General features: G+C 57.0%; 21 protein-coding genes. 17 read left to right on the top strand and 4 right to left on the bottom strand.

Annotated elements, in window-relative coordinates:
• Positions 1–13 precede the first annotated feature (13 nt).
• Positions 14–1,525 carry a chromosomal replication initiator protein DnaA gene (gene dnaA / locus J2Y90_RS06040; protein ID WP_253497470.1) on the bottom strand — a complete coding sequence of 504 codons (1,512 nt, stop codon included), beginning with the start codon at positions 1,523–1,525 and terminating at the stop codon, positions 14–16.
• Between the two features lie 566 nt (positions 1,526–2,091).
• Between dnaA and rpmH the strand changes: the two genes are divergently transcribed.
• The 5 genes from rpmH to mnmE all read left to right on the top strand — a co-directional run bounded on the left by rpmH (position 2,092) and on the right by mnmE (position 6,013).
• Positions 2,092–2,226: a 50S ribosomal protein L34 gene (rpmH, locus tag J2Y90_RS06035; RefSeq protein WP_003213577.1), complete on the top strand. Its 135-nt coding sequence runs from the start codon at positions 2,092–2,094 to the stop codon at positions 2,224–2,226.
• A gap of 16 nt (positions 2,227–2,242) precedes the next feature.
• On the top strand, positions 2,243–2,644 hold the full coding sequence (gene rnpA / locus J2Y90_RS06030) for a ribonuclease P protein component (RefSeq protein WP_253505072.1): 402 nt from the start codon (positions 2,243–2,245) through the stop codon (positions 2,642–2,644).
• Entirely contained in the window at positions 2,637–2,882 is a 246-nt protein-coding gene (yidD, locus tag J2Y90_RS06025) for a membrane protein insertion efficiency factor YidD (RefSeq protein WP_027901580.1), read from the top strand. The genes rnpA and yidD overlap by 8 nt, the downstream gene beginning before the upstream one ends.
• Before the next feature lie 2 nt (positions 2,883–2,884).
• A complete protein-coding gene (yidC, locus tag J2Y90_RS06020) occupies positions 2,885–4,564 on the top strand; it encodes a membrane protein insertase YidC (protein ID WP_253497468.1) in 1,680 nt (559 codons plus the stop codon).
• An 81-nt stretch (positions 4,565–4,645) separates the two neighbouring features.
• Positions 4,646–6,013: a tRNA uridine-5-carboxymethylaminomethyl(34) synthesis GTPase MnmE gene (gene mnmE / locus J2Y90_RS06015; RefSeq protein ID WP_253497466.1), complete on the top strand. Its 1,368-nt coding sequence runs from the start codon at positions 4,646–4,648 to the stop codon at positions 6,011–6,013.
• Positions 6,014–6,057: 44 nt separating this feature from the next.
• Here the strand turns inward: mnmE and J2Y90_RS06010 are convergent, their stop codons facing one another.
• From J2Y90_RS06010 to J2Y90_RS06000, 3 genes are all read right to left on the bottom strand, one after another.
• Positions 6,058–8,487 (bottom strand): TonB-dependent siderophore receptor, encoded by a 2,430-nt coding sequence (locus tag J2Y90_RS06010; RefSeq protein WP_253497464.1) that lies wholly within the window; start codon positions 8,485–8,487, stop codon positions 6,058–6,060.
• A 119-nt stretch (positions 8,488–8,606) separates the two neighbouring features.
• Positions 8,607–9,554 (bottom strand): FecR domain-containing protein, encoded by a 948-nt coding sequence (locus J2Y90_RS06005; protein WP_253497462.1) that lies wholly within the window; start codon positions 9,552–9,554, stop codon positions 8,607–8,609.
• Complete coding sequence (locus J2Y90_RS06000; protein ID WP_253497459.1) at positions 9,554–10,060, bottom strand: sigma-70 family RNA polymerase sigma factor; 507 nt, start codon at positions 10,058–10,060, stop codon at positions 9,554–9,556. Before J2Y90_RS06000 ends, J2Y90_RS06005 begins: the two co-directional genes overlap by 1 nt.
• A gap of 567 nt (positions 10,061–10,627) precedes the next feature.
• Between J2Y90_RS06000 and mnmG the strand changes: the two genes are divergently transcribed.
• The 12 genes from mnmG to atpD all read left to right on the top strand — a co-directional run bounded on the left by mnmG (position 10,628) and on the right by atpD (position 21,660).
• Positions 10,628–12,526, top strand: a complete 1,899-nt coding sequence (gene mnmG, locus J2Y90_RS05995; RefSeq protein WP_253497455.1) for a tRNA uridine-5-carboxymethylaminomethyl(34) synthesis enzyme MnmG — start codon at positions 10,628–10,630, stop codon at positions 12,524–12,526.
• The gene (gene rsmG, locus J2Y90_RS05990) at positions 12,523–13,167 is read left to right on the top strand and encodes a 16S rRNA (guanine(527)-N(7))-methyltransferase RsmG (RefSeq protein ID WP_253497452.1); all 645 of its coding nucleotides are present in this window, start codon (positions 12,523–12,525) and stop codon (positions 13,165–13,167) included. Before mnmG ends, rsmG begins: the two co-directional genes overlap by 4 nt.
• Positions 13,168–13,185: 18 nt before the next feature.
• Positions 13,186–13,983, top strand: coding sequence for a ParA family protein (locus J2Y90_RS05985; RefSeq protein ID WP_016772400.1), 798 nt, complete (start codon positions 13,186–13,188; stop codon positions 13,981–13,983).
• Positions 13,984–13,992: 9 nt separating this feature from the next.
• Positions 13,993–14,865: a ParB/RepB/Spo0J family partition protein gene (locus J2Y90_RS05980; RefSeq protein WP_007960777.1), complete on the top strand. Its 873-nt coding sequence runs from the start codon at positions 13,993–13,995 to the stop codon at positions 14,863–14,865.
• Positions 14,866–15,013: 148 nt separating this feature from the next.
• Positions 15,014–15,421 carry a F0F1 ATP synthase subunit I gene (locus J2Y90_RS05975; RefSeq protein WP_008084411.1) on the top strand — a complete coding sequence of 136 codons (408 nt, stop codon included), beginning with the start codon at positions 15,014–15,016 and terminating at the stop codon, positions 15,419–15,421.
• Between the two features lie 16 nt (positions 15,422–15,437).
• Complete coding sequence (atpB, locus tag J2Y90_RS05970) at positions 15,438–16,307, top strand: F0F1 ATP synthase subunit A (RefSeq protein WP_016772402.1); 870 nt, start codon at positions 15,438–15,440, stop codon at positions 16,305–16,307.
• Positions 16,308–16,440: 133 nt separating this feature from the next.
• A complete protein-coding gene (gene atpE, locus J2Y90_RS05965) occupies positions 16,441–16,698 on the top strand; it encodes a F0F1 ATP synthase subunit C (RefSeq protein WP_003097235.1) in 258 nt (85 codons plus the stop codon).
• Positions 16,699–16,756: 58 nt separating this feature from the next.
• A complete protein-coding gene (locus J2Y90_RS05960; RefSeq protein WP_016772403.1) occupies positions 16,757–17,227 on the top strand; it encodes a F0F1 ATP synthase subunit B in 471 nt (156 codons plus the stop codon).
• 12 nt (positions 17,228–17,239) lie between these two features.
• Positions 17,240–17,776, top strand: a complete 537-nt coding sequence (locus J2Y90_RS05955) for a F0F1 ATP synthase subunit delta (RefSeq protein ID WP_016772404.1) — start codon at positions 17,240–17,242, stop codon at positions 17,774–17,776.
• A 21-nt stretch (positions 17,777–17,797) separates the two neighbouring features.
• Complete coding sequence (atpA, locus tag J2Y90_RS05950; protein ID WP_253497449.1) at positions 17,798–19,342, top strand: F0F1 ATP synthase subunit alpha; 1,545 nt, start codon at positions 17,798–17,800, stop codon at positions 19,340–19,342.
• Positions 19,343–19,392: 50 nt separating this feature from the next.
• Positions 19,393–20,253, top strand: coding sequence for a F0F1 ATP synthase subunit gamma (gene atpG / locus J2Y90_RS05945; RefSeq protein WP_008084419.1), 861 nt, complete (start codon positions 19,393–19,395; stop codon positions 20,251–20,253).
• A gap of 27 nt (positions 20,254–20,280) precedes the next feature.
• Entirely contained in the window at positions 20,281–21,660 is a 1,380-nt protein-coding gene (gene atpD / locus J2Y90_RS05940) for a F0F1 ATP synthase subunit beta (RefSeq protein ID WP_007911961.1), read from the top strand.
• The last annotated feature ends 38 nt before the right edge of the window (positions 21,661–21,698 follow it).

The following is a 21,698-nucleotide window of genomic DNA, read 5'->3' as shown; positions in this document are numbered from 1 at the left end:
GCGCTGGTGTTCATCAAGTGGTCAGTGTACGCAGCAGGTTCTTGTAGTCCTCGCGGATGTCCGCGTCGGATTCCTTAAGTTCATTGATCTTGCGGCAGGCGTGCAACACGGTGGTGTGGTCGCGGCCGCCAAACACATCGCCGATTTCCGGCAGGCTATGGTTGGTCAGTTCCTTGGACAACGCCATGGCCACCTGACGCGGACGAGCCACCGAGCGCGAACGACGCTTGGACAGCAAGTCAGAGATCTTGATCTTGTAGTACTCGGCGACGGTGCGCTGAATGTTATCCACAGAGACCAGTTTGTCCTGCAATGCCAACAGGTCTTTCAGGGATTCGCGAATCAGCTCGATGGTGATGTCGCGGCCCATGAAGTGCGAGTGGGCGATCACGCGTTTGAGCGCACCTTCCAGCTCACGAACGTTGGAGCGAATGCGCTGGGCGATGAAGAACGCGGCGTCATGGGGCAACTCGACTTTGGCCTGATCGGCCTTCTTCATCAGGATCGCCACACGGGTTTCCAGCTCCGGCGGCTCGACGGCAACCGTCAGGCCCCAGCCGAAGCGGGATTTCAGGCGCTCTTCAAGGCCTTCGATTTCTTTCGGATAGCGGTCACTAGTCAGAATGACCTGCTGGCCACCTTCAAGCAGGGCGTTGAAGGTGTGGAAAAACTCTTCCTGGGAACGCTCCTTGCGGGCGAAGAACTGAATGTCATCGATCAGCAGGGCGTCCACCGAACGGTAGAAACGCTTGAATTCATTGATCGCGTTCAGTTGCAACGCCTTGACCATGTCGGCCACGAAACGCTCGGAATGCAGGTACACGACCTTGGCATTCGGATTCTTCTTTAATAGATGGTTGCCCACCGCGTGCATCAAGTGGGTCTTACCCAGACCAACGCCACCATAAAGGAAGAGTGGGTTGTAGCCGTGCTTGGGATTGTCGGCCACCTGCCAGGCCGCCGCACGGGCGAGCTGGTTGGATTTACCCTCAACGAAATTTTCGAAGGTGAACGTGCGGTTCAGGTAACTGGTGTGCTTGAGCGCACCCTCAACCTGCACAGTGCGTTGCTCGGCGCGAACCGGGGCCTGCTGCGAAGCGGCGCCGGCCATCGGATCGAAGCTGTCGCGGGACGGCTCTTCGCTGACTTCAGCGGTTTTCTGCGTGGAGCGCTTGGCCGGCGCAGGGGCCGGGTTGCTCGCCGGTACGTTATTGGCCTGCGCCTGGGAGACCTGCGCGGCCGCCAGTGGCGCATTCGGTGCGGCACGGGGTGCCGAGCTGCGCTTGCTGCCTATTAATAAGGACAGCGCCGGCGTCGAGCCATTGCCATGCTCATCCAGCAGTTCAAGGACGCGACCCAGGTACTTTTCGTTGACCCAGTCCAGCACGAAACGATTCGGTGCGTAGACGCGCAACTCGTCGCCTTCGGCTTCGACCTGTAGTGGACGGATCCAGGTGTTGAATTGTTGGGCAGGCAGCTCCTCGCGCAAAAGCTCCACGCACTGCTGCCAAAGTTCCACTGACACGGATATCCCCTAAGTTGAAAGCCGGTGAGGCAAAAACAAGCGGCCATTGTAGCGGCGAGCCGTTCACTTATCCACATGCAGGTAGAGCCATCACCATCATTTATCAATGCATTAACGCCTTTAAAGGCGACCAACGGCATGTGAATAAGCCCTGTGGATAACCGCCTGTGAGGGCACTGGACAACCGGGGGCGAAACTCGGTGGATAACCTGCCTGTGGATAACAGACCATTCCACACACAGCTTATCCGACAGCGCAGCACAGGCTGAACACGGTTTTCCACTGTAGTTGTCATTCTCTGTACACCACACAGAATAAGGCCTGGTAGCAGTTATCCACAGAAGATGGTGGGTCTAGCTTTTACAAGCTTTACAGAAAAGCTTTAAATAATTCCCTTCTTTATTTTTATATCTGGCTGACAGGCTTTCGAGCTCAGACCCTGTGCAGATCTATTTATAAGGAAACGCTGGTTGGAAATTGACCTGAGGGCTTGCTTTCTCTAGAATCCCCGGTCTCTTAAAACGGGGGCCATTCCGGCCCGTTGTGGACGAACCAGGTAACACGACATGAAACGTACTTTCCAACCAAGCACTATCAAACGCGCTCGTACCCACGGTTTCCGTGCTCGCATGGCTACCAAGAACGGCCGCGCAGTCCTGTCGCGTCGTCGCGCCAAAGGTCGTGCGCGTCTGGCAGTTTGATAATCCGGTACTGGAGGTGAGTCAGGACTTCAGTCGGGAAAAGCGTCTGCTTACTCCCCGGCATTTCAAGGCAGTCTTTGACTCCCCTACCGGCAAGGTTCCGGGGAAAAATCTCCTGCTCCTTGCACGCAACAACGATCTTGATCACCCCCGTCTCGGGTTGGTTATCGGGAAAAAGAGCGTAAAGCTCTCCGTTGAGCGCAATCGCCTCAAACGTCTGATGCGCGAATCGTTCCGTCTGCACCAGGATTCACTGGTCGGCTGGGACATCGTTATCGTCGCGCGCAAAGGTTTGGGTGATGTAGAAAACCCCGAATTGATTCAGCATTTCGGCAAGCTCTGGAAACGTCTGGCGCGCAACAAGCCAGTTCCGGCAGTCAAACCCGAAACTGTAGGGGTAGACAGTACCGATGCGTAAACTGGCCCTCGTTCCGATCCAGTTTTATCGCTATGCCATTAGTCCTTTAATGGCCAGCCACTGTCGCTTCTACCCCAGTTGTTCCTGCTACGCGTATGAAGCCATTGAAAATCATGGCCTTCTGCGCGGTGGCTGGCTGACCTTTCGTCGTTTAGGTCGCTGTCATCCGTGGAATCCCGGTGGTTATGACCCGGTTCCACCTGTCCCTACCTCCCGTTCTTCTTCGATGGCCGAGTAATCATGGATATCAAACGCACGATCCTGATCGTCGCCCTGGCAATCGTGTCCTACGTCATGGTTCTTAAATGGAACCAGGATTATGGTCAGGCTGCCCTGCCGACTCAGAATGTTGCTTCCAGTACGACTACATCCGGTTTGCCGGACACCGCCACTGGCACAAATGCCGCCAGTGACGATATTCCACGCGCCGCCAGCGATACCAGCGCACCTGCCGAAACGCCGGTCGCCGCCAGCAAGGACCTGATTCAGGTCAAGACCGATGTGCTCGATCTGGCGATCGATCCACAGGGTGGCGACGTTGCGCAACTGACTCTGCCTCTGTATCCACGTCGTCAGGATCGTCCTGATGTGCCGTTCCAGCTGTTCGATAATGGCGGCGAACGTGTGTATCTGGCGCAAAGCGGTCTGATCGGTACCAACGGCCCGGATGCAAACCCGGCCGGTCGTCCGGTTTATTCCTCGGAGAAGAAGGTTTACCAACTGGCTGACGGTCAGGATCAACTCGTCGTTGACCTGAAATTCAGCAAAGACGACGTCAACTACATCAAGCGTTTCACCGTGAAACGTGGCCTGTACGATGTTGCCGTTTCCTACATTGTGGATAACCAGAGCGCTCAGCCCTGGAACGGGGCAATGTTTGCCCAACTGAAGCGCGACGCCAGCGCTGATCCATCGTCGACAACTGCTACCGGCACCGCGACTTACCTGGGCGCCGCCCTGTGGACAAGTTCCGAGCCGTACAAGAAAGTGTCGATGAAGGACATGGACAAGGCGCAGCTCAAGGAAACCGTCACCGGTGGTTGGGTGGCCTGGCTGCAGCACTACTTCGTGACTGCGTGGATTCCGGCGAAGGGCGAAAACAATATCGTCCAGACCCGTAAAGACAGCAAAGGCAACTACATCATCGGTTACACCGGTCCTACCTTGACCGCTGCTCCGGGCGCCAAGGTTGAAACCAGCGCTGTGCTGTATGCCGGTCCGAAAAGTCAGGCGGTACTGAAAGAGTTGTCCCCAGGTCTGGAACTGACCGTCGACTACGGCATCCTGTGGTTCATTGCCCAGCCGATCTTCTGGTTGCTGCAACACATCCATGCCATCGTTGGCAACTGGGGCTGGTCGATCATCTTCCTGACCATGCTGATCAAAGGGATTTTCTTCCCCCTGTCGGCCGCCAGCTACAAATCGATGGCGCGCATGCGTGCAGTAGCCCCGAAACTGGCCGCGCTGAAAGAGCAACATGGCGATGACCGGCAGAAAATGTCGCAAGCCATGATGGAGCTGTACAAGAAAGAGAAGATCAATCCACTGGGCGGCTGCTTGCCGATCCTCGTGCAGATGCCGGTCTTCCTGTCGCTGTACTGGGTTCTGCTGGAAAGCGTGGAAATGCGCCAGGCGCCGTTCATGCTGTGGATCACCGACCTGTCGATCAAGGATCCGTTCTTCATTCTGCCGATCATCATGGGCGCGACCATGTTCATCCAGCAGCAGTTGAACCCGACGCCTCCGGATCCGATGCAGGCGAAAGTGATGAAAATGATGCCAATCATCTTCACCTTCTTCTTCCTGTGGTTCCCGGCGGGTCTGGTGCTGTACTGGGTTGTGAACAACTGCCTGTCCATTGCACAACAGTGGTACATCACGCGTAAGATCGAAGCGGCGACGAAAAAAGCCGAGGCGTAACTTGCACTGTGGATAACACCACTCAAAACGCCCCCTAGTGGGGCGTTTTGCTATCTGCCACTTTTGTCTGGATGCCGCTTTATGAGCACACCCCGTGAAACAATCGCCGCTGTCGCCACCGCTCAAGGTCGCGGCGGTGTGGGCATCGTCCGTATTTCCGGGCCGTTGGCCAGCGTGGCAGCAAAAGCCATCAGCGGCCGCGAACTGAAACCGCGTTACGCCCACTACGGGCCGTTTTTCAGTGACGATCAGCAGGTGCTGGATGAAGGTCTGGCCCTGTATTTCCCGGGTCCGAACTCGTTCACCGGCGAAGACGTTCTGGAATTGCAGGGCCACGGCGGGCCAATCGTGCTGGACATGTTGCTCAAGCGTTGTCTGGAACTGGGTTGCCGCCTCGCTCGGCCAGGTGAATTCAGCGAACGTGCTTTTCTCAATGACAAGCTCGATCTGGCCCAGGCCGAGGCGATTGCCGATTTGATCGAAGCCAGTTCTGCACAAGCTGCGCGCAATGCCTTGCGTTCATTACAGGGAGCGTTTTCCCAGCGTGTGCATAACTTGACCGAACAACTGATTGGTCTACGCATTTACGTCGAAGCCGCAATCGACTTTCCGGAAGAAGAAATCGACTTTCTCGCCGATGGCCATGTGCTGAGCATGCTCGACAAAGTGCGTAACGAGTTATCCACAGTGCTTCGCGAAGCCGGGCAGGGTGCGTTGTTGCGCGATGGTATGACCGTGGTTATCGCCGGTCGGCCGAATGCCGGCAAATCCAGCCTATTGAATGCGTTGGCGGGGCGCGAAGCCGCCATCGTCACCGAGATTGCCGGTACCACGCGGGACATTCTGCGCGAGCATATCCACATCGACGGCATGCCGTTGCACGTGGTCGATACCGCAGGACTGCGTGACACCGATGATCATGTGGAAAAGATCGGTGTGGAACGGGCGTTGAAAGCCATTGGTGAAGCGGATCGGGTCCTGCTTGTCGTCGATGCGACGGCACAGGAGGCACTCGACCCGTTTGCCCTGTGGCCGGAATTCCTCGAAACCCGACCGGACCCGGCAAAAGTGACGCTGATCCGTAACAAGTCCGACCTCTCTGGCGAAGCGATCGCTTTGGAAACCAGTGACGACGGTCACGTGACGATCAGTCTCAGCGCCAAGTCCGCCGAAGGCCTTGACCTGCTGCGTGATCACCTCAAGGCGTGCATGGGTTACGAGCAGACGTCGGAGAGCAGCTTCAGCGCGCGACGCCGACATCTGGAAGCACTGCGCCACGCCAGCGCGGCATTGGAACATGGCCGCGCGCAACTGACCCTGGCGGGCGCTGGCGAGTTGCTCGCCGAGGATTTGCGCCAGGCTCAGCATTCCTTGGGTGAAATTACCGGGGCGTTCAGTTCTGATGATTTGCTCGGAAGGATTTTCTCCAGCTTCTGCATCGGAAAATAAACAAAAGGGGCTGTGGATAATTCATCCACAGCCCCTTTTTTTGTTCACCAGTTATAAGAGACCGTACCGAGCAGGGTGCGGTCTTCACCCCAAGAACAGCGGCCTGCGTCGTTGCAGCCCGACACATATTCCTTGTCGAACAGGTTTTTTGCATTCAGATCGACACTCCAATGTGTATCGATCTGGTAACCGACGGCCGCGTCCACCAATGTCACGTCACCGGCATCCAGCTTTCCGTAAAGTGAAGGCGAGGTGTAGGCAAAGGCACTGTCGAAGTAACGCACGCCACCGGCAACATACAAGCCTTTCAGATCTCCATCGAGAAAGCGATATTTTGCCCATGCCGAAGCCTGGTTGCGCGGCACGCCGGTCATTTGATGACCTTTGACCAGCGACGTCGCCGCATCCTTGGTGATTTTTGCGTCGGTATAGGTATAAGCCGCCGTGACATTGAGGTTCTGCGTCAGATTACTGTTGAGTTCCAGTTCCACCCCTTTTGCGCGGCTTTCGCCCACCTGGCGATAGGTCGACGTCGTTGCGTCGAAATAGGTGTCGTCCTTCTTGCGCAGGTCATACACCGAAGCGGTGAAGGCAGTATCCCAGCCGATCGGCTCGTATTTGAGACCCACTTCGTACTGGCTGCTGGTAATCGGATCAAGTGGGGCGCCGGCATTGGAAATCTGCTGCACCGGCACGAACGCCGTGGAATAGCTGACATACGGCGTCATGCCGTTGTCGAACTGATACATCACGCCGCCCTGATAGGTGAACTTCTTGTCCTCGGAGCTGATGTTGCTGCCTCGGGCCACCTTGTCGCGGAAGTCACTGTCGACCCAGTCCTGGCGCCCGCCGAGCAGGAACAGCCAGTTGTCGTACTTGCTCTGAATCTGTGCATAAACGCCCTTCATCTGCTGCTCAAGCAAAGTGTTTTGTACGGCAATCGGCGTGGTCGGATCACGCAGGTAAACCGGGTTGTAGATGTCGATCGGCCCGACAATGCCGGCATTCCAGTCCTGGTTGAACGAGGTGCGATCGTAGCTGGCGCCAAACAGCACGGTGTTTTCCAGATCCCCCGCCTGGAACTTGCCTTCGAGCTGGTTATCCAGCGAATACACCATGGATTTGTTGAAGCGATCGTAGGCGGTCACGTTCAACCGCGTGCCGAAACCGGCGTTGTTCAGATTGCCCGGCCAGGTTTCGTGGCGAGTGATGCGCGACTGCATGTAGCGCGAGTTCTGGCGGAACTGCCAGTCATCGTTGAACGAGTGGCTGAACTCGTAGCCGGTGCTCCAGGTTTCCCGTTCGAAGGTATTCCAGTCCGGGTCACCGAGCATGGTGTCTTTGGATAGCTGGCCGTTGGGATTGCTCAGCAACGTGCCGGCGGCCGGCAGACCGAGCTCCATATTCGTATGGTCTTTCTGGTAGTTGGCCAGCAGCGTCAGCGTATTGAAATCGTCGAAATTCAGGGTCAGCGAAGGGGCGATATAAATGCGGTCGTCAGGAACGTGATCGGTCTGGGTATCGGATTTGCGTCCCAGCATCACCACGCGCCCGAGGACATTACCGCTGTCATTGAGCGGGCCGGAGACATCGACGCCGATCTGCCGGCGGTTGTTCGAGCCGTAGCCCAATTGCACTTCACCTCGAGGCGAGGCAGTCGGGCGCTTGCTGACCAGATTGACCAAGCCGCCCGGCGCGTTTTCGCCATACAACAGCGAAGAAGGGCCACGGAACACCTCGACCCGTTCAAGTCCGTACGGCTCGGTGCTGGTGTCATAGCGATTGCCCTGCACGCGCAGTCCATCCCGGAGCAGACCATAACCGTAATCGGTGGCGTTGAAACCGCGGATGTAAAACAGATCGCCGGCCAGACTGTCGCCGGCGGCGAAGGGCGGGGCGAAGATCCCCGGCACGTAGCCGAGGACGTCGGTGAGTGTCTGGGATTTCTGATCCTTGATGCGTTGTCCGGTTACCACTGACACCGAACGCGGCGTTTCCGACAGCGGTGTGCTGGTTTTCGTACCGATCCGGCTGTTTTGCGCTTTGTAGCCAACGTCGGCGTAATCCAGATCCATTGGATTGGCCAACTGTGCATTGATGTTGGTCGGTGCCAATTCCAGGGTATCTCCCTCGGGCAAGGGCTGCAGGATGTAGCTGCCGGGTGCTTGCGGCACCGCCTGTAAACCAGAACCTTGCAGCAACTGGGCGAAGCCTTGTTCGACGCTGAAGTCACCGCTCAACCCGGCGCTGCGCAGGCGGCTGGTCTGTTGCGGCGAGAACGACAGAATCACGTTCGCGGTGGAGGCGAACTGGCTCAACGCATTGTCCAGCGGGCCGGCAGCGATGGCATAGCGCTGGGATGCCGTCGCCGCGAAGGCGCTATGGCTGACCAGACAGGACGCAGCGCTGGCCAGCAATAAGCTGTAGGCAATGCAGTGAGGAGATAAACGCTGACGGAACGTGGGAAGACGCATGTGTGGATTAGCCCTGAAGTTGGCGAAGAGCCGCGTTGATCGCGATTACTTGTAGGGCCGGGTCAGGACGAAAAAAGATAACCCTGTGCGCAATTATTTTTCCCCGGGCCTTGTTTCAGTCAAACGCTGTGGCTGATCGACACCCAGTAACGGCTGAAATAGCGCACTTTGATTGGCAACGAAGCCTGAAGATTGGCCAGCACTGCGTCGGTCGAATCGAGTCGGAAGGTTCCGGAGACCCGCAGATCCCTTGCGCGGCGATCGCAGTACAATACGCCGCTGCGATAGCGACTCAATTCTTCGATGACTTCGCCCAAGCGTGCATCGAGAACGATCAACTGGCCGTTGGTCCAGGCCACTTCTGCTGGTTGGAAAGGATGAATGAGGCCGATATGCCGACTATCGAAATCCCCACCTTCGCCTGCTTTCAGGATGAGCGGGCCAGTGGATGACCGCGCAGGTTGAACGCTGACTCGATCTTCCAGCACCCCGACCCGTGTTGAGCTCGACATTTGATGCACCGAGAACCGGGTGCCCAATGCTTGAATCCGCCCGTCACGGGTTTGCACATAAAACGGCCGCTGATCACCGAGCTTGCCGGTTTGAACAAGAATTTCCCCCCCGCGCAGTCGAATCAGGCGTTGCGCTGCGTCGTAAGAAACATCGATCGCGGAGTCGGTGTTGAGCTGGATCTGACTGCCATCGGCCAGGCTGATGGTGCGACGCTGGCCCACCCCGGTTTTATAGTCGGCCCAGACGTTGCCAAGGGATGTGTGTCGTTGAGTATGCCAGCCAACGAAGCCTGTACCTGCGGCAAGCAGCAACAGCTTGAGTACCTGGCGTCGGTGCTGACCACTGTTGAGCGCACGTCGTTTCAGATCCTGCGGCAGCGTACCGAGTTGGCGCTGCAATTGTTCCATCTGGTTCCACGCCGCCAGATGCGCCGGATCGCTATCTATCCACAGCTGCCAGGCCTTTTGTTCGGCAAGGCTTGGTGGCTGGGATTGAAACTGCACATACCAACTGGCGGCAGTTTCGAATATCTGACGGTTTGAAGCGATGGCCATCATTGCTGCGCCATGATCAAGGCGCATTCAGTCAGGGCGCGGATCATGTGCTTTTTTACCGTGGTCAGCGAAACCTTCAATTGCACAGCAATCTGTTGATAAGTCAGTCCGTCGACCTGCGAGAGGATGAATATCTTTCGGGTTCGCGTTCCAAGATCCGCCAAGGCTTTGTCCACAGCGACCAGAGTTTCGATGATCAGCGCCTTGTCCTCTTCGCTGATAACCGCGGCTTCGGGCCGGCTTGCCAATGTCTGCAGGTAAGCAGTTTCAACGGCGCGCCTTCTATAGCGGTCGACGACCAGGCCGCGCGCCACGGTAGCCAGATAATCCCGTGGCTCACGAATCTGCGTAGCGTTACGCGCCGCGAGGATCCGCAAGAACGTGTCATGCGCAACATCGGCTGCATCGCAGGCGTTGTGCAGTTTGCCCTTGAGCCAGCCATACAGCCACGAATGGTGTTGCTCGTAGATTTGCTCGATCGCAGCGGTATGGGCGAGTAGGGGCATGGGGAAAACTGGTGGGTTAATGATAATGGCTATTATTAGCCTCTGTTACGTTCTCTCACAATAGCCTTTTGATGTCCTGCCGCAGGCTTTCCAAGCGTTACCGATCCTTCGGTGACGTTTTTTTTGCGCCTGGAAACATCCATCTAGCGGTTTTTTGCGGGTTAAGCCCTGTGAATAACTGGCGCTAAGGCCAGTTGATAACAGGGCCTGAAAACTGGATATAACCCGCCCTGTGGATAAGCAGCACATTAATCCACAGGCTTAAACCGGTTATCCAAGGGCCTCATCGCCACGTGGACACAGGGTTTTGAATCTCTGTACACAGCGTGAAATATGGTTTGCAGAGATCTATCCACAGAAAAGTTGCTCAGTAAGAATAAACATAAAAACAAGGTTTTATAAATTTCTCTCTTTTTTATTCTTTTAACCTCGAGTTCTCCACAGCTGGTTAAATTTTGTGCAGAGGGTTCTTTAGAAAGGGCGAAGTCCCTATACTTGCCGACCAGGTCCATAAACCTGATTTCAATATTTCCTGAATGACCTACTTAAGCAGGCACGAGGTGCGTGGTGGATTTCCCTTCCCGTTTTGAAGTGATCGTCATCGGCGGCGGTCATGCCGGTACCGAGGCAGCACTGGCGTCAGCACGCATGGGGGCAAAAACCCTGTTGCTGACGCATAACGTGGAAACCCTCGGTGCAATGAGTTGCAACCCGGCCATCGGTGGCATCGGCAAAAGCCATCTGGTCAAGGAAATCGATGCCCTCGGCGGCGCGATGGCTACGGCCACAGATTTGGGCGGCATCCAGTTCCGTGTGTTGAACAGTCGTAAAGGCCCGGCGGTACGGGCCACCCGTGCGCAAGCCGACCGGATTCTTTACAAAGCCGCTGTCCGCGAAATCCTGGAAAATCAGCCGAACCTGTGGATATTTCAACAGGCCGCTGACGACCTGATCGTCGAGCAGGAACAGGTCCGCGGTGTTGTCACGCAAATGGGTCTGCGGTTCTTCGCCGATTCCGTGGTGTTGACCACCGGTACGTTCCTCGGCGGACTTATCCACATTGGTTTGCAGAATTTTTCCGGCGGTCGTGCCGGTGATCCGCCGTCAATCGCGCTGGCTCATCGTTTGCGTGAACTGCCACTGCGTGTCGGTCGCCTGAAAACCGGTACGCCACCGCGTATCGACGGCAAGTCTGTGGATTTCTCGGTGATGACCGAACAACCAGGTGATACGCCGATTCCAGTGATGTCGTTCATGGGCAACAAGGAACAGCATCCGCGGCAAGTCAGTTGCTGGATCACTCACACCAATGCCCGCACTCACGAAATCATCGCGGCGAACCTTGATCGTTCGCCGATGTATTCCGCTGCCGGTGAAATCGAAGGCGTCGGCCCGCGCTATTGCCCGTCGATCGAAGACAAGATCCACCGCTTTGCCGACAAGGAAAGCCATCAGGTGTTCATCGAACCGGAAGGTCTGACCACCCATGAGCTGTATCCGAACGGGATATCCACAAGCCTGCCGTTCGACGTGCAATTGCAGATCGTGCAATCGATCCGCGGCATGGAAAACGCGCATATCGTGCGCCCGGGTTATGCCATCGAGTACGACTACTTCGATCCGCGCGATCTGAAGTACAGCCTGGAAACCAAGGTCATCGGCGGTCTGTTCTTCGCCGGGCAAATCAACGGCACTACCGGCTACGAAGAAGCCGGCGCCCAAGGTTTGCTCGCTGGTGCCAATGCAGCACTGCGCGCCAAGGGCAAAGAAGCCTGGTGCCCGCGTCGCGATGAAGCGTATATCGGCGTGTTGGTTGACGACCTGATCACCCTCGGTACCCAGGAGCCGTACCGCATGTTCACTTCCCGTGCCGAGTACCGCCTGATTCTGCGCGAGGACAACGCCGACCTGCGTCTGACCGAAAAAGGTCGCGAGCTCGGTCTGGTCGATGACGCGCGTTGGGCGGCCTTCTGCAAAAAGCGCGAAAGCATCGAATTGGAAGAACAGCGCCTGAAAAGCACTTGGGTTCGTCCGAATACCCCTCAGGGCGATGCGATTGCCGAGAAATTCGGCACGCCACTGACTCACGAATACAATTTGCTCAACCTGTTGAGCCGTCCGGAAATCGACTACGCCGGGCTGGTCGAAGTGACCGGGCAGGGCGCGGAAGATTCACAAGTCGCCGAGCAGGTCGAAATCAAGACCAAATACGCCGGTTACATCGACCGTCAACAGGACGAAATCGCTCGTCTGCGCGCGAGCGAAGATACAAAATTGCCTGTGGATATCGATTACACCAACATTTCCGGTCTGTCCAAGGAGATCCAGAGCAAGCTCGGCGCCACGCGTCCCGAAACTCTGGGCCAGGCCTCGCGGATTCCAGGCGTAACCCCGGCGGCGATCTCGCTGTTGATGATTCATTTGAAAAAACGCGGCGCGGGCCGTCAGTTGGAGCAAAGCGCTTGAGTGCCAAGGTCACTTCGCAACACGCCGAAGAGTTATCCACAGGAGCCCGCGCGCTCGGTGTCGAGCTCACTGAAACCCAGCACGAGTTGCTGCTGAGTTATCTGGCCCTGTTGATCAAATGGAATCAGGCCTACAACCTGACCGCCGTGCGTGATCCGGACGAAATGGTTTCCCGCCACCTGCTCGACAGTCTCAGCGTGATGTCGTTTATCGAAAACGGCCGCTGGCTCGACGTTGGCAGTGGCGGCGGCATGCCGGGGATTCCGTTGGCAATCCTGTATCCGGATTCGCAAGTGACCTGTCTGGACAGCAACGGCAAGAAAACCCGTTTCCTGACTCAGGTCAAACTCGAACTCAAACTGAATAACCTGCAAGTTATCCACAGTCGCGTCGAAGCGTTCCAGCCTGCCCAGCCTTTCAACGGGATCATTTCCCGGGCATTCAGCAGCATGGAAAACTTCACCAACTGGACTCGCCACCTCGGCGATGCCGATACACGCTGGCTGGCAATGAAGGGCGTTCATCCGGCCGATGAGCTGGTAGCATTGCCGGCAGATTTCAAACTCGATAGCGAACACGCCCTGGCCGTCCCCGGTTGCCAAGGCCAACGCCATCTGCTGATACTGCGCCGCACGGCATGATTGGGAACACAAGCAAGAATGGCTAAGGTATTCGCGATAGCGAACCAGAAGGGTGGTGTGGGCAAGACCACCACCTGCATCAACCTCGCAGCATCCCTGGTCGCGACCAAGCGCCGGGTGCTGTTGATCGATCTCGATCCACAGGGCAACGCCACCATGGGTAGCGGTGTGGATAAACATGGCCTGGAAAACTCGGTTTACGATCTGCTGATCGGCGAATGCGACCTGGGCCAAGCCATGCACTTTTCCGAGCACGGCGGTTACCAGCTGCTGCCGGCCAACCGCGACCTGACTGCCGCGGAAGTGGTATTGCTGGAAATGCAGATGAAGGAAAGCCGTCTGCGCAGTGCGTTGGCGCCAATCCGCGACAACTACGATTACATTCTGATCGACTGCCCACCGTCGCTGTCGATGCTCACGCTTAACGCACTGGTCGCCGCTGACGGCGTAATTATCCCCATGCAGTGCGAATACTTTGCACTGGAAGGTTTGAGCGACCTTGTGGATAACATCAAGCGCATCGCCGAGCTGCTCAATCCGAACCTGAAAGTCGAAGGCCTGCTGCGGACCATGTATGACCCGCGCCTGAGCCTGATGAACGATGTCTCGGCGCAGCTCAAGGAACACTTCGGCGATCAGTTGTACGACACGGTGATCCCGCGCAACATTCGCCTGGCCGAAGCACCAAGCTACGGCATGCCGGCGCTGGCTTACGACAAGCAATCGCGTGGCGCCCTGGCCTATCTGGCTCTGGCGGGCGAAATGGTTCGCCGTCAGCGCAAAAATTCACGCATTGCTGCTGCTCAGCCAACTTAAGGAATCCCCATGGCCGTCAAGAAAAGAGGTCTCGGACGTGGACTGGATGCTCTGCTGAGTGGTCCGACGGTCAGCGCGCTGGAAGAACAGGCCGCGCAGGCTGACACCCGTGAACTGCAACACCTGCCACTGGACCTGCTGCAGCGCGGCAAATATCAGCCGCGCCGGGACATGGACCCACAGGCACTGGAAGAGCTGGCGCAATCGATCAAGGCGCAAGGTGTGATGCAGCCGATCGTGGTGCGCCCAATAGGTGGCGGCCGCTTCGAGATCATCGCCGGTGAACGCCGCTGGCGCGCCAGTCAGCAGGCCGGGCAGGAAACCATCCCGGCAATGGTCCGCGATGTGCCGGATGAAACCGCCATTGCGATCGCACTGATCGAGAACATCCAGCGTGAAGACCTCAATCCGATCGAAGAAGCGGTGGCTTTGCAGCGCTTGCAGCAGGAATTCCAGCTGACCCAACAGCAGGTCGCCGAGGCTGTGGGTAAGTCGCGAGTGACTGTGGCTAACCTGTTGCGACTTATTGCACTGCCGGAAGTCATCAAAACCATGCTGTCGCACGGTGATCTGGAAATGGGTCATGCGCGTGCCTTGCTCGGTCTGCCGGACAATCAGCAGGTTGAAGGGGCGCGACATGTTGTCGCACGCGGGCTGACCGTGCGCCAAACCGAGGCACTGGTTCGCCAGTGGTTGAGTGGCAAACCGGAGCCTGTGGAAGCTGCAAAACCCGACCCGGACATCGCTCGCCTCGAGCAGCGCCTGGCCGAGCGCTTAGGCTCTGCAGTGCAGATTCGCCACGGCAAGAAGGGCAAAGGCCAACTGGTGATCGGTTATAACTCGCTCGACGAGCTTCAAGGTGTGCTCGCACACATCCGCTGAAACATTTCCTCATGTAGCGCGCAGTCGGAAATCACTACCTGACAGTTGAATAGGGGCAGAACCGCCCCTATACTCTGCGCGCATTTTGTCGGCACAAATTATGCCAAGTTATTGAATTCTGGCAGCCGACCATTGGAGAGCAAACGTGATGGAAACCCGCAAGCCAAACCGCCTGCCCTTCCATCGCCTGGCAGTTTTTCCGGTGTTGATGGCTCAATTTGTCATTTTGCTCATTGCCGCTTTGGCGCTCTGGCAATGGCATGGAGTCGTTGCCGGATACTCGGGACTTTGCGGAGGCCTGATAGCCTTGCTGCCCAATGTTTATTTCGCTCACAAGGCATTTCGGTTTTCCGGCGCCCGAGCAGCCCAGTCCATCGTCCGGTCTTTTTATGCCGGCGAGGCAGGCAAACTTATTTTGACGGCAGTGCTGTTTGCACTGGTGTTCGCAGGTGTGAAGCCACTGGCGCCGATCGCAGTATTCGGCGTGTTCGTGCTGACTCAGTCGGTCAGCTGGTTCGCTCCCCTGCTGATGAGAACAAGACTTTCGAGACCTTAGGGCGTTTGAGGCAACCATGGCAGAAACAACCGCTTCGGGCTATATCCAGCACCACTTGCAGAACCTGACTTTCGGTCAGCTACCCAACGGCGGCTGGGGCTTTGCCCACACCGCAGCAGAGGCCAAGGAAATGGGCTTCTGGGCTTTCCACGTCGATACCCTCGGCTGGTCGGTCGCGCTGGGTCTGATCTTCGTTCTTCTTTTCCGCATGGCGGCAAAGAAAGCGACTTCGGGTCAGCCGGGTGCCTTGCAGAACTTCGTTGAAGTATTGGTCGAATTCGTCGATGGCAGCGTGAAAGACAGCTTCCATGGCCGTAGCCCGGTGATCGCGCCGCTGGCACTGACCATCTTCGTCTGGGTGTTCCTGATGAACGCCGTCGACCTGGTACCGGTCGACTGGATTCCTCAGCTGGCCATCCTGATCTCCGGCGATGCACACATCCCGTTCCGCGCCGTGTCGACCACCGACCCGAACGCGACCCTGGGTATGGCGTTCTCGGTGTTCGCACTGATCATCTTCTACAGCATCAAGGTCAAGGGCATCGGCGGCTTCATCGGCGAACTGACCCTGCACCCGTTCGGCAGCAAGAACATCTTCGTTCAGGCGCTGCTGATCCCGGTGAACTTCCTGCTGGAATTCGTCACCCTGATCGCCAAGCCGATCTCTCTGGCTCTGCGTCTGTTCGGCAACATGTATGCCGGCGAGCTGGTGTTCATTCTGATCGCTGTGATGTTCGGCAGCGGCCTGCTCTGGCTCAGCGGCCTGGGCGTTGTTCTGCAGTGGGCGTGGGCTGTGTTCCACATCCTGATCATCACCCTGCAGGCGTTCATCTTCATGATGCTGACCATCGTCTACCTGTCGATGGCGCACGAAGAAAACCATTAAGACCAGTCTCGACTAGTCTGATGTTCCTCCCGGTCAAACGGGAGGGAGCTCCTTGCGGGGCAACTGAAACGATTTGTTTTACCGCTTTAATCTAAAAAACCTAAACCATACGACGTAAAAGTCGGGAGGAAAGATGGAAACTGTAGTTGGTCTAACCGCTATCGCTGTTGCACTGTTGATCGGCCTGGGCGCACTGGGTACCGCAATTGGTTTCGGCCTGTTGGGCGGCAAGTTCCTGGAAGGCGCAGCGCGTCAGCCAGAAATGGTTCCAATGCTGCAAGTTAAAATGTTCATCGTTGCCGGTCTGCTCGACGCCGTAACCATGATCGGTGTTGGTATCGCTCTGTTCTTCACCTTTGCGAACCCGTTCGTTGGTCAGATCGCTGGCTGATTACTCGGATCTTCCGGGTAATTTGGTGTGATGGACAACGTAACTGCGAGGTGTTGGCGTGAACATTAATGCGACCCTGATTGGCCAGTCCGTTGCGTTCCTGATTTTTGTACTGTTCTGCATGAAGTATGTATGGCCTCCGGTCATCGCTGCTCTGCACGAACGTCAAAAGAAGATCGCTGATGGTCTGGACGCTGCCAGCCGTGCAGCTCGCGACCTGGAGTTGGCCCAAGAGAAAGCGGGTCAGCAACTGCGCGAAGCGAAAGCTCAGGCAGCTGAAATCATCGAGCAAGCCAAGAAACGCGGTAACCAGATCGTCGAAGAGGCTGTTGAAAAAGCCCGTATCGACGCTGACCGTGTGAAGGTTCAGGCTCAAGCCGAGATCGAACAGGAACTGAACAGCGTCAAAGACAAGCTGCGTGCCCAAGTGGGCTTGCTGGCTGTCGGCGGCGCCGAGAAGATCCTGGGTGCCACAATCGATCAAAACGCGCACGCAGAGCTGGTTAACCAACTGGCTGCTGAAATCTAAGCGAGGGCGATCATGGCAGAACTGACCACGTTGGCCCGACCTTACGCTAAGGCGGCCTTCGAGCACGCTCAGGCCCACCAGCAACTGGCCAATTGGTCAGCCATGCTCGGCCTGGCAGCAGCGGTGTCGCAAGACGACACCCTGCAGCGCGTGCTCAAGGCCCCGCGACTGACGAGCGCAGAAAAGGCCGCCACGTTCATTGACGTGTGCGGCGACAAGTTTGATGAAAAGGCACGCAACTTCATCAACGTCGTTGCCGAAAACGACCGTCTCCTGCTTCTGCCGGAGATCGCCGCTCTGTTCGACCTGTACAAGGCCGAACAAGAGAAATCGGTAGACGTTGAAGTAACCAGTGCATTTGCATTGAACCAAGAACAGCAAGACAAACTCGCCAAGGTTCTCAGTGCACGACTCAACCGGGAAGTGCGCCTGCAAGTTGCGGAGGACGCTGCCTTGATTGGTGGTGTCGTGATCCGCGCCGGCGACCTGGTTATCGATGGCTCGATTCGCGGCAAAATCGCGAAACTTGCCGAAGCATTGAAATCTTGAGTTTGAAGGGGCAGCAGAGCAATGCAGCAACTCAATCCTTCCGAAATAAGTGAAATTATCAAGGGCCGCATCGACAAGCTCGATGTGACCTCCCAAGCCCGTAACGAAGGCACTGTCGTCAGCGTATCTGACGGCATCGTGCGGATTCACGGTCTGGCCGACGTCATGTACGGCGAGATGATCGAGTTTCCGGGCGGCGTCTACGGTATGGCCCTCAACCTGGAGCAGGACTCCGTAGGTGCCGTGGTATTGGGCTCCTACCAGTCGCTGGCTGAAGGCATGAGCGCCAAGTGCACCGGCCGCATCCTCGAAGTTCCTGTTGGTAAGGAATTGCTGGGCCGCGTAGTCGATGCTCTGGGTAACCCTGTTGACGGCAAAGGTCCACTGGGCAACACCTTGACCGACGCGGTCGAGAAAGTTGCTCCAGGCGTGATCTGGCGTAAGTCGGTAGACCAGCCTGTACAGACTGGCTACAAGGCTGTCGATGCCATGATCCCTGTCGGCCGTGGCCAGCGTGAGCTGATCATCGGTGACCGTCAGATCGGTAAGACCGCTCTGGCGATCGACGCGATCATCAACCAGAAAGACAGCGGCATTTTCTGCGTCTACGTAGCCATCGGTCAGAAGCAATCGACCATCGCCAACGTGGTTCGCAAGCTGGAAGAAAACGGCGCCCTGGCCAACACGATCATCGTGGCTGCCAGTGCTTCGGAATCTCCTGCGCTGCAATTCCTGGCTCCGTACTCCGGTTGCACCATGGGTGAATTCTTCCGCGACCGCGGTGAAGACGCGCTGATCGTTTATGACGATCTGTCCAAGCAGGCAGTGGCTTACCGCCAGATCTCCCTGCTGCTGCGCCGTCCACCGGGCCGTGAAGCCTACCCAGGCGACGTGTTCTATCTCCACTCCCGTCTGCTGGAGCGCGCATCCCGCGTTTCGGAAGAATACGTAGAGAAGTTCACCAACGGCGCAGTGACCGGCAAAACCGGTTCCCTGACCGCACTGCCGATCATCGAAACCCAGGCTGGCGACGTTTCCGCGTTCGTTCCGACCAACGTGATTTCCATCACCGACGGTCAGATCTTCCTGGAATCGGCCATGTTCAACTCGGGCATCCGCCCTGCAGTGAACGCCGGTGTTTCGGTATCCCGTGTGGGTGGTGCCGCTCAGACCAAGATCATCAAGAAGCTCTCCGGTGGTATCCGTACCGCTCTGGCTCAGTACCGTGAACTGGCGGCATTCGCCCAGTTCGCTTCTGACCTGGACGAAGCGACCCGCAAGCAACTTGAGCATGGTCAGCGCGTTACCGAGCTGATGAAGCAGAAGCAATACGCACCAATGTCGATCGCTGACATGGCGCTGTCGCTGTATGCCGCTGAGCGTGGGTTCCTGACTGACATTGAAATCGCCAAGGTCGGCAGCTTCGAACAAGCGCTGATCGCTTTCTTCAACCGCGATCACGCCGATTTGATGGCCAAGATCAACGTTAAAGGTGACTTCAATGACGAAATCGACGCTGGCATGAAAGCCGGTATCGAGAAGTTCAAGGCCACCCAAACCTGGTAAGCCGCAGCGGGAGCCGCGAGGCTCCCGCTTGCTAACCTGATAGGTGTTACATGGCAGGCGCAAAAGAGATTCGCAGTAAGATTGCGAGCATCAAAAGCACGCAAAAGATTACCAGCGCCATGGAAAAAGTGGCGGTCAGCAAAATGCGCAAGGCACAAATGCGCATGGCTGCTAGCCGTCCTTATGCGGAGCGTATCCGCCAGGTAATTGGGCATCTGGCCAACGCCAACCCGGAATACCGCCACCCGTTCATGATCGACCGTGCAATCAAGCGCGTCGGTTATGTCGTCGTGAGCAGTGACCGTGGTCTGTGCGGCGGCTTGAACACCAACCTGTTCAAGGCCCTGGTCAAGGACATGGCGGTAAACCGCGAAAACGGCGTCGAGATCGATCTGTGTGTAGTCGGTAGCAAGGGTGCGGCCTTTTTCCGCAACTTCGGCGGTAACGTCGTTGCAGCTATCAGCCACCTGGGTGAAGAGCCGTCGATCAATGATCTGATCGGCAGCGTGAAGGTGATGCTGGATGCCTACCTGGACGGCCGTATCGACCGCCTGTCCGTGGTGTCCAACAAGTTCATCAACACCATGACGCAACAGCCTACCGTGGAGCAGTTGATTCCACTGGTGGCAACCCCGGATCAGGATCTCAAGCACCACTGGGACTATCTCTACGAACCGGACGCCAAAGAGCTGCTTGACGGCTTGATGGTCCGTTACGTCGAGTCGCAGGTCTACCAGGCGGTGGTCGAGAACAACGCGGCTGAACAGGCTGCGCGGATGATCGCGATGAAGAACGCTACCGACAACGCCGGTGATTTGATCAGCGATTTGCAGCTGATCTACAACAAGGCGCGTCAGGCTGCGATCACCCAAGAGATCTCGGAAATCGTCGGCGGCGCTGCCGCGGTTTAACGGTTCAAATATTCAGAGGATCCAGCTATGAGTAGCGGACGTATCGTTCAAATCATCGGCGCCGTTATCGACGTGGAATTTCCACGCGACAGCGTACCGAGCATCTACAACGCGCTGAAAGTAGTGAGCGCGGCTGAAACCACCCTGGAAGTTCAGCAGCAGCTGGGCGACGGCGTGGTTCGTACCATTGCGATGGGTTCCACCGAGGGCTTGAAGCGCGGTCTGGAAGTCACCGACTCTGGCGCAGCCATTTCCGTACCGGTCGGTAAAGCGACCCTGGGCCGGATCATGGACGTCCTCGGTAACCCGATCGACGAAGCTGGCCCGATCGACACCGAAGAGCGCTGGGGCATTCACCGTCCGGCTCCTTCGTTCGCTGAGCAAGCAGGCGGCAACGACCTGCTGGAAACCGGCATCAAGGTTATCGACCTGGTTTGCCCGTTTGCCAAAGGCGGTAAAGTCGGTCTGTTCGGTGGTGCCGGTGTAGGCAAAACCGTAAACATGATGGAACTGATCCGTAACATCGCCATCGAGCACAGCGGTTATTCCGTGTTCGCCGGTGTGGGTGAGCGTACTCGTGAGGGTAACGACTTCTACCACGAGATGAAGGACTCCAACGTTCTGGACAAAGTGGCACTGGTTTACGGTCAGATGAACGAGCCGCCGGGAAACCGTCTGCGCGTAGCACTGACCGGCCTGACCATGGCCGAGAAGTTCCGTGACGAAGGTAACGACGTTCTGCTGTTCGTCGACAACATCTATCGTTACACCCTGGCCGGTACCGAAGTGTCCGCACTGCTGGGCCGTATGCCTTCGGCAGTAGGTTACCAGCCGACCCTGGCCGAAGAGATGGGCGTTCTGCAAGAACGTATCACTTCGACCAAGGAAGGTTCGATCACCTCGATCCAGGCGGTATACGTACCGGCGGACGACTTGACCGACCCGTCGCCAGCGACCACCTTCGCCCACTTGGACGCCACCGTCGTTCTGTCCCGTGACATCGCTTCCCTGGGTATCTACCCGGCGGTAGATCCACTGGATTCGACTTCGCGCCAGCTGGACCCGAACGTGATCGGCCAGGACCACTACGACACCGCTCGCGGCGTCCAGTATGTTCTGCAGCGTTACAAAGAGCTGAAAGACATCATCGCGATCCTGGGTATGGACGAGCTGTCGGAAGCCGACAAGCAGTTGGTTAACCGTGCTCGTAAGATCCAGCGCTTCTTGTCGCAGCCGTTCTTCGTGGCTGAAGTCTTCACCGGTGCTTCGGGTAAATACGTTTCCCTGAAAGACACCATTGCTGGCTTCAAAGGTATCCTCAACGGTGACTACGACCACCTGCCAGAACAAGCGTTCTACATGGTTGGCGGCATCGAAGAAGCGATCGAGAAAGCCAAGAAACTGTAATCCCGGCGCCCGGCAACGGGCGCTAATTTAGGTTGAGG

The sequence above is a fragment of the Pseudomonas koreensis genome (assembly GCF_024169245.1).
Lineage (GTDB): Bacteria > Pseudomonadota > Gammaproteobacteria > Pseudomonadales > Pseudomonadaceae > Aquipseudomonas > Aquipseudomonas koreensis_F.
This window is presented reverse-complemented; position numbering and strand designations above follow the sequence as displayed.

Excerpts from the sequence above, each read along its gene's own strand:
- rpmH (WP_003213577.1), top strand. The coding sequence starts at position 2,092 with ATGAAACGTACTTTCCAACCAAGCACTATCAAACGCGCTCGTACCCAC.
- atpG (WP_008084419.1), top strand. The coding sequence starts at position 19,393 with ATGGCAGGCGCAAAAGAGATTCGCAGTAAGATTGCGAGCATCAAAAGC.
- yidD (WP_027901580.1), top strand. The coding sequence starts at position 2,637 with ATGCGTAAACTGGCCCTCGTTCCGATCCAGTTTTATCGCTATGCCATT.
- J2Y90_RS06005 (WP_253497462.1), bottom strand. The coding sequence starts at position 9,554 with ATGGCCATCGCTTCAAACCGTCAGATATTCGAAACTGCCGCCAGTTGG.
- atpE (WP_003097235.1), top strand. The coding sequence starts at position 16,441 with ATGGAAACTGTAGTTGGTCTAACCGCTATCGCTGTTGCACTGTTGATC.
- yidC (WP_253497468.1), top strand. The coding sequence starts at position 2,885 with ATGGATATCAAACGCACGATCCTGATCGTCGCCCTGGCAATCGTGTCC.
- J2Y90_RS05975 (WP_008084411.1), top strand. The coding sequence starts at position 15,014 with ATGGAAACCCGCAAGCCAAACCGCCTGCCCTTCCATCGCCTGGCAGTT.
- J2Y90_RS06010 (WP_253497464.1), bottom strand. The coding sequence starts at position 8,487 with ATGCGTCTTCCCACGTTCCGTCAGCGTTTATCTCCTCACTGCATTGCC.
- atpA (WP_253497449.1), top strand. The coding sequence starts at position 17,798 with ATGCAGCAACTCAATCCTTCCGAAATAAGTGAAATTATCAAGGGCCGC.
- atpD (WP_007911961.1), top strand. The coding sequence starts at position 20,281 with ATGAGTAGCGGACGTATCGTTCAAATCATCGGCGCCGTTATCGACGTG.
- J2Y90_RS05955 (WP_016772404.1), top strand. The coding sequence starts at position 17,240 with ATGGCAGAACTGACCACGTTGGCCCGACCTTACGCTAAGGCGGCCTTC.
- atpB (WP_016772402.1), top strand. The coding sequence starts at position 15,438 with ATGGCAGAAACAACCGCTTCGGGCTATATCCAGCACCACTTGCAGAAC.
- J2Y90_RS06000 (WP_253497459.1), bottom strand. The coding sequence starts at position 10,060 with ATGCCCCTACTCGCCCATACCGCTGCGATCGAGCAAATCTACGAGCAA.
- J2Y90_RS05985 (WP_016772400.1), top strand. The coding sequence starts at position 13,186 with ATGGCTAAGGTATTCGCGATAGCGAACCAGAAGGGTGGTGTGGGCAAG.
- J2Y90_RS05980 (WP_007960777.1), top strand. The coding sequence starts at position 13,993 with ATGGCCGTCAAGAAAAGAGGTCTCGGACGTGGACTGGATGCTCTGCTG.
- mnmE (WP_253497466.1), top strand. The coding sequence starts at position 4,646 with ATGAGCACACCCCGTGAAACAATCGCCGCTGTCGCCACCGCTCAAGGT.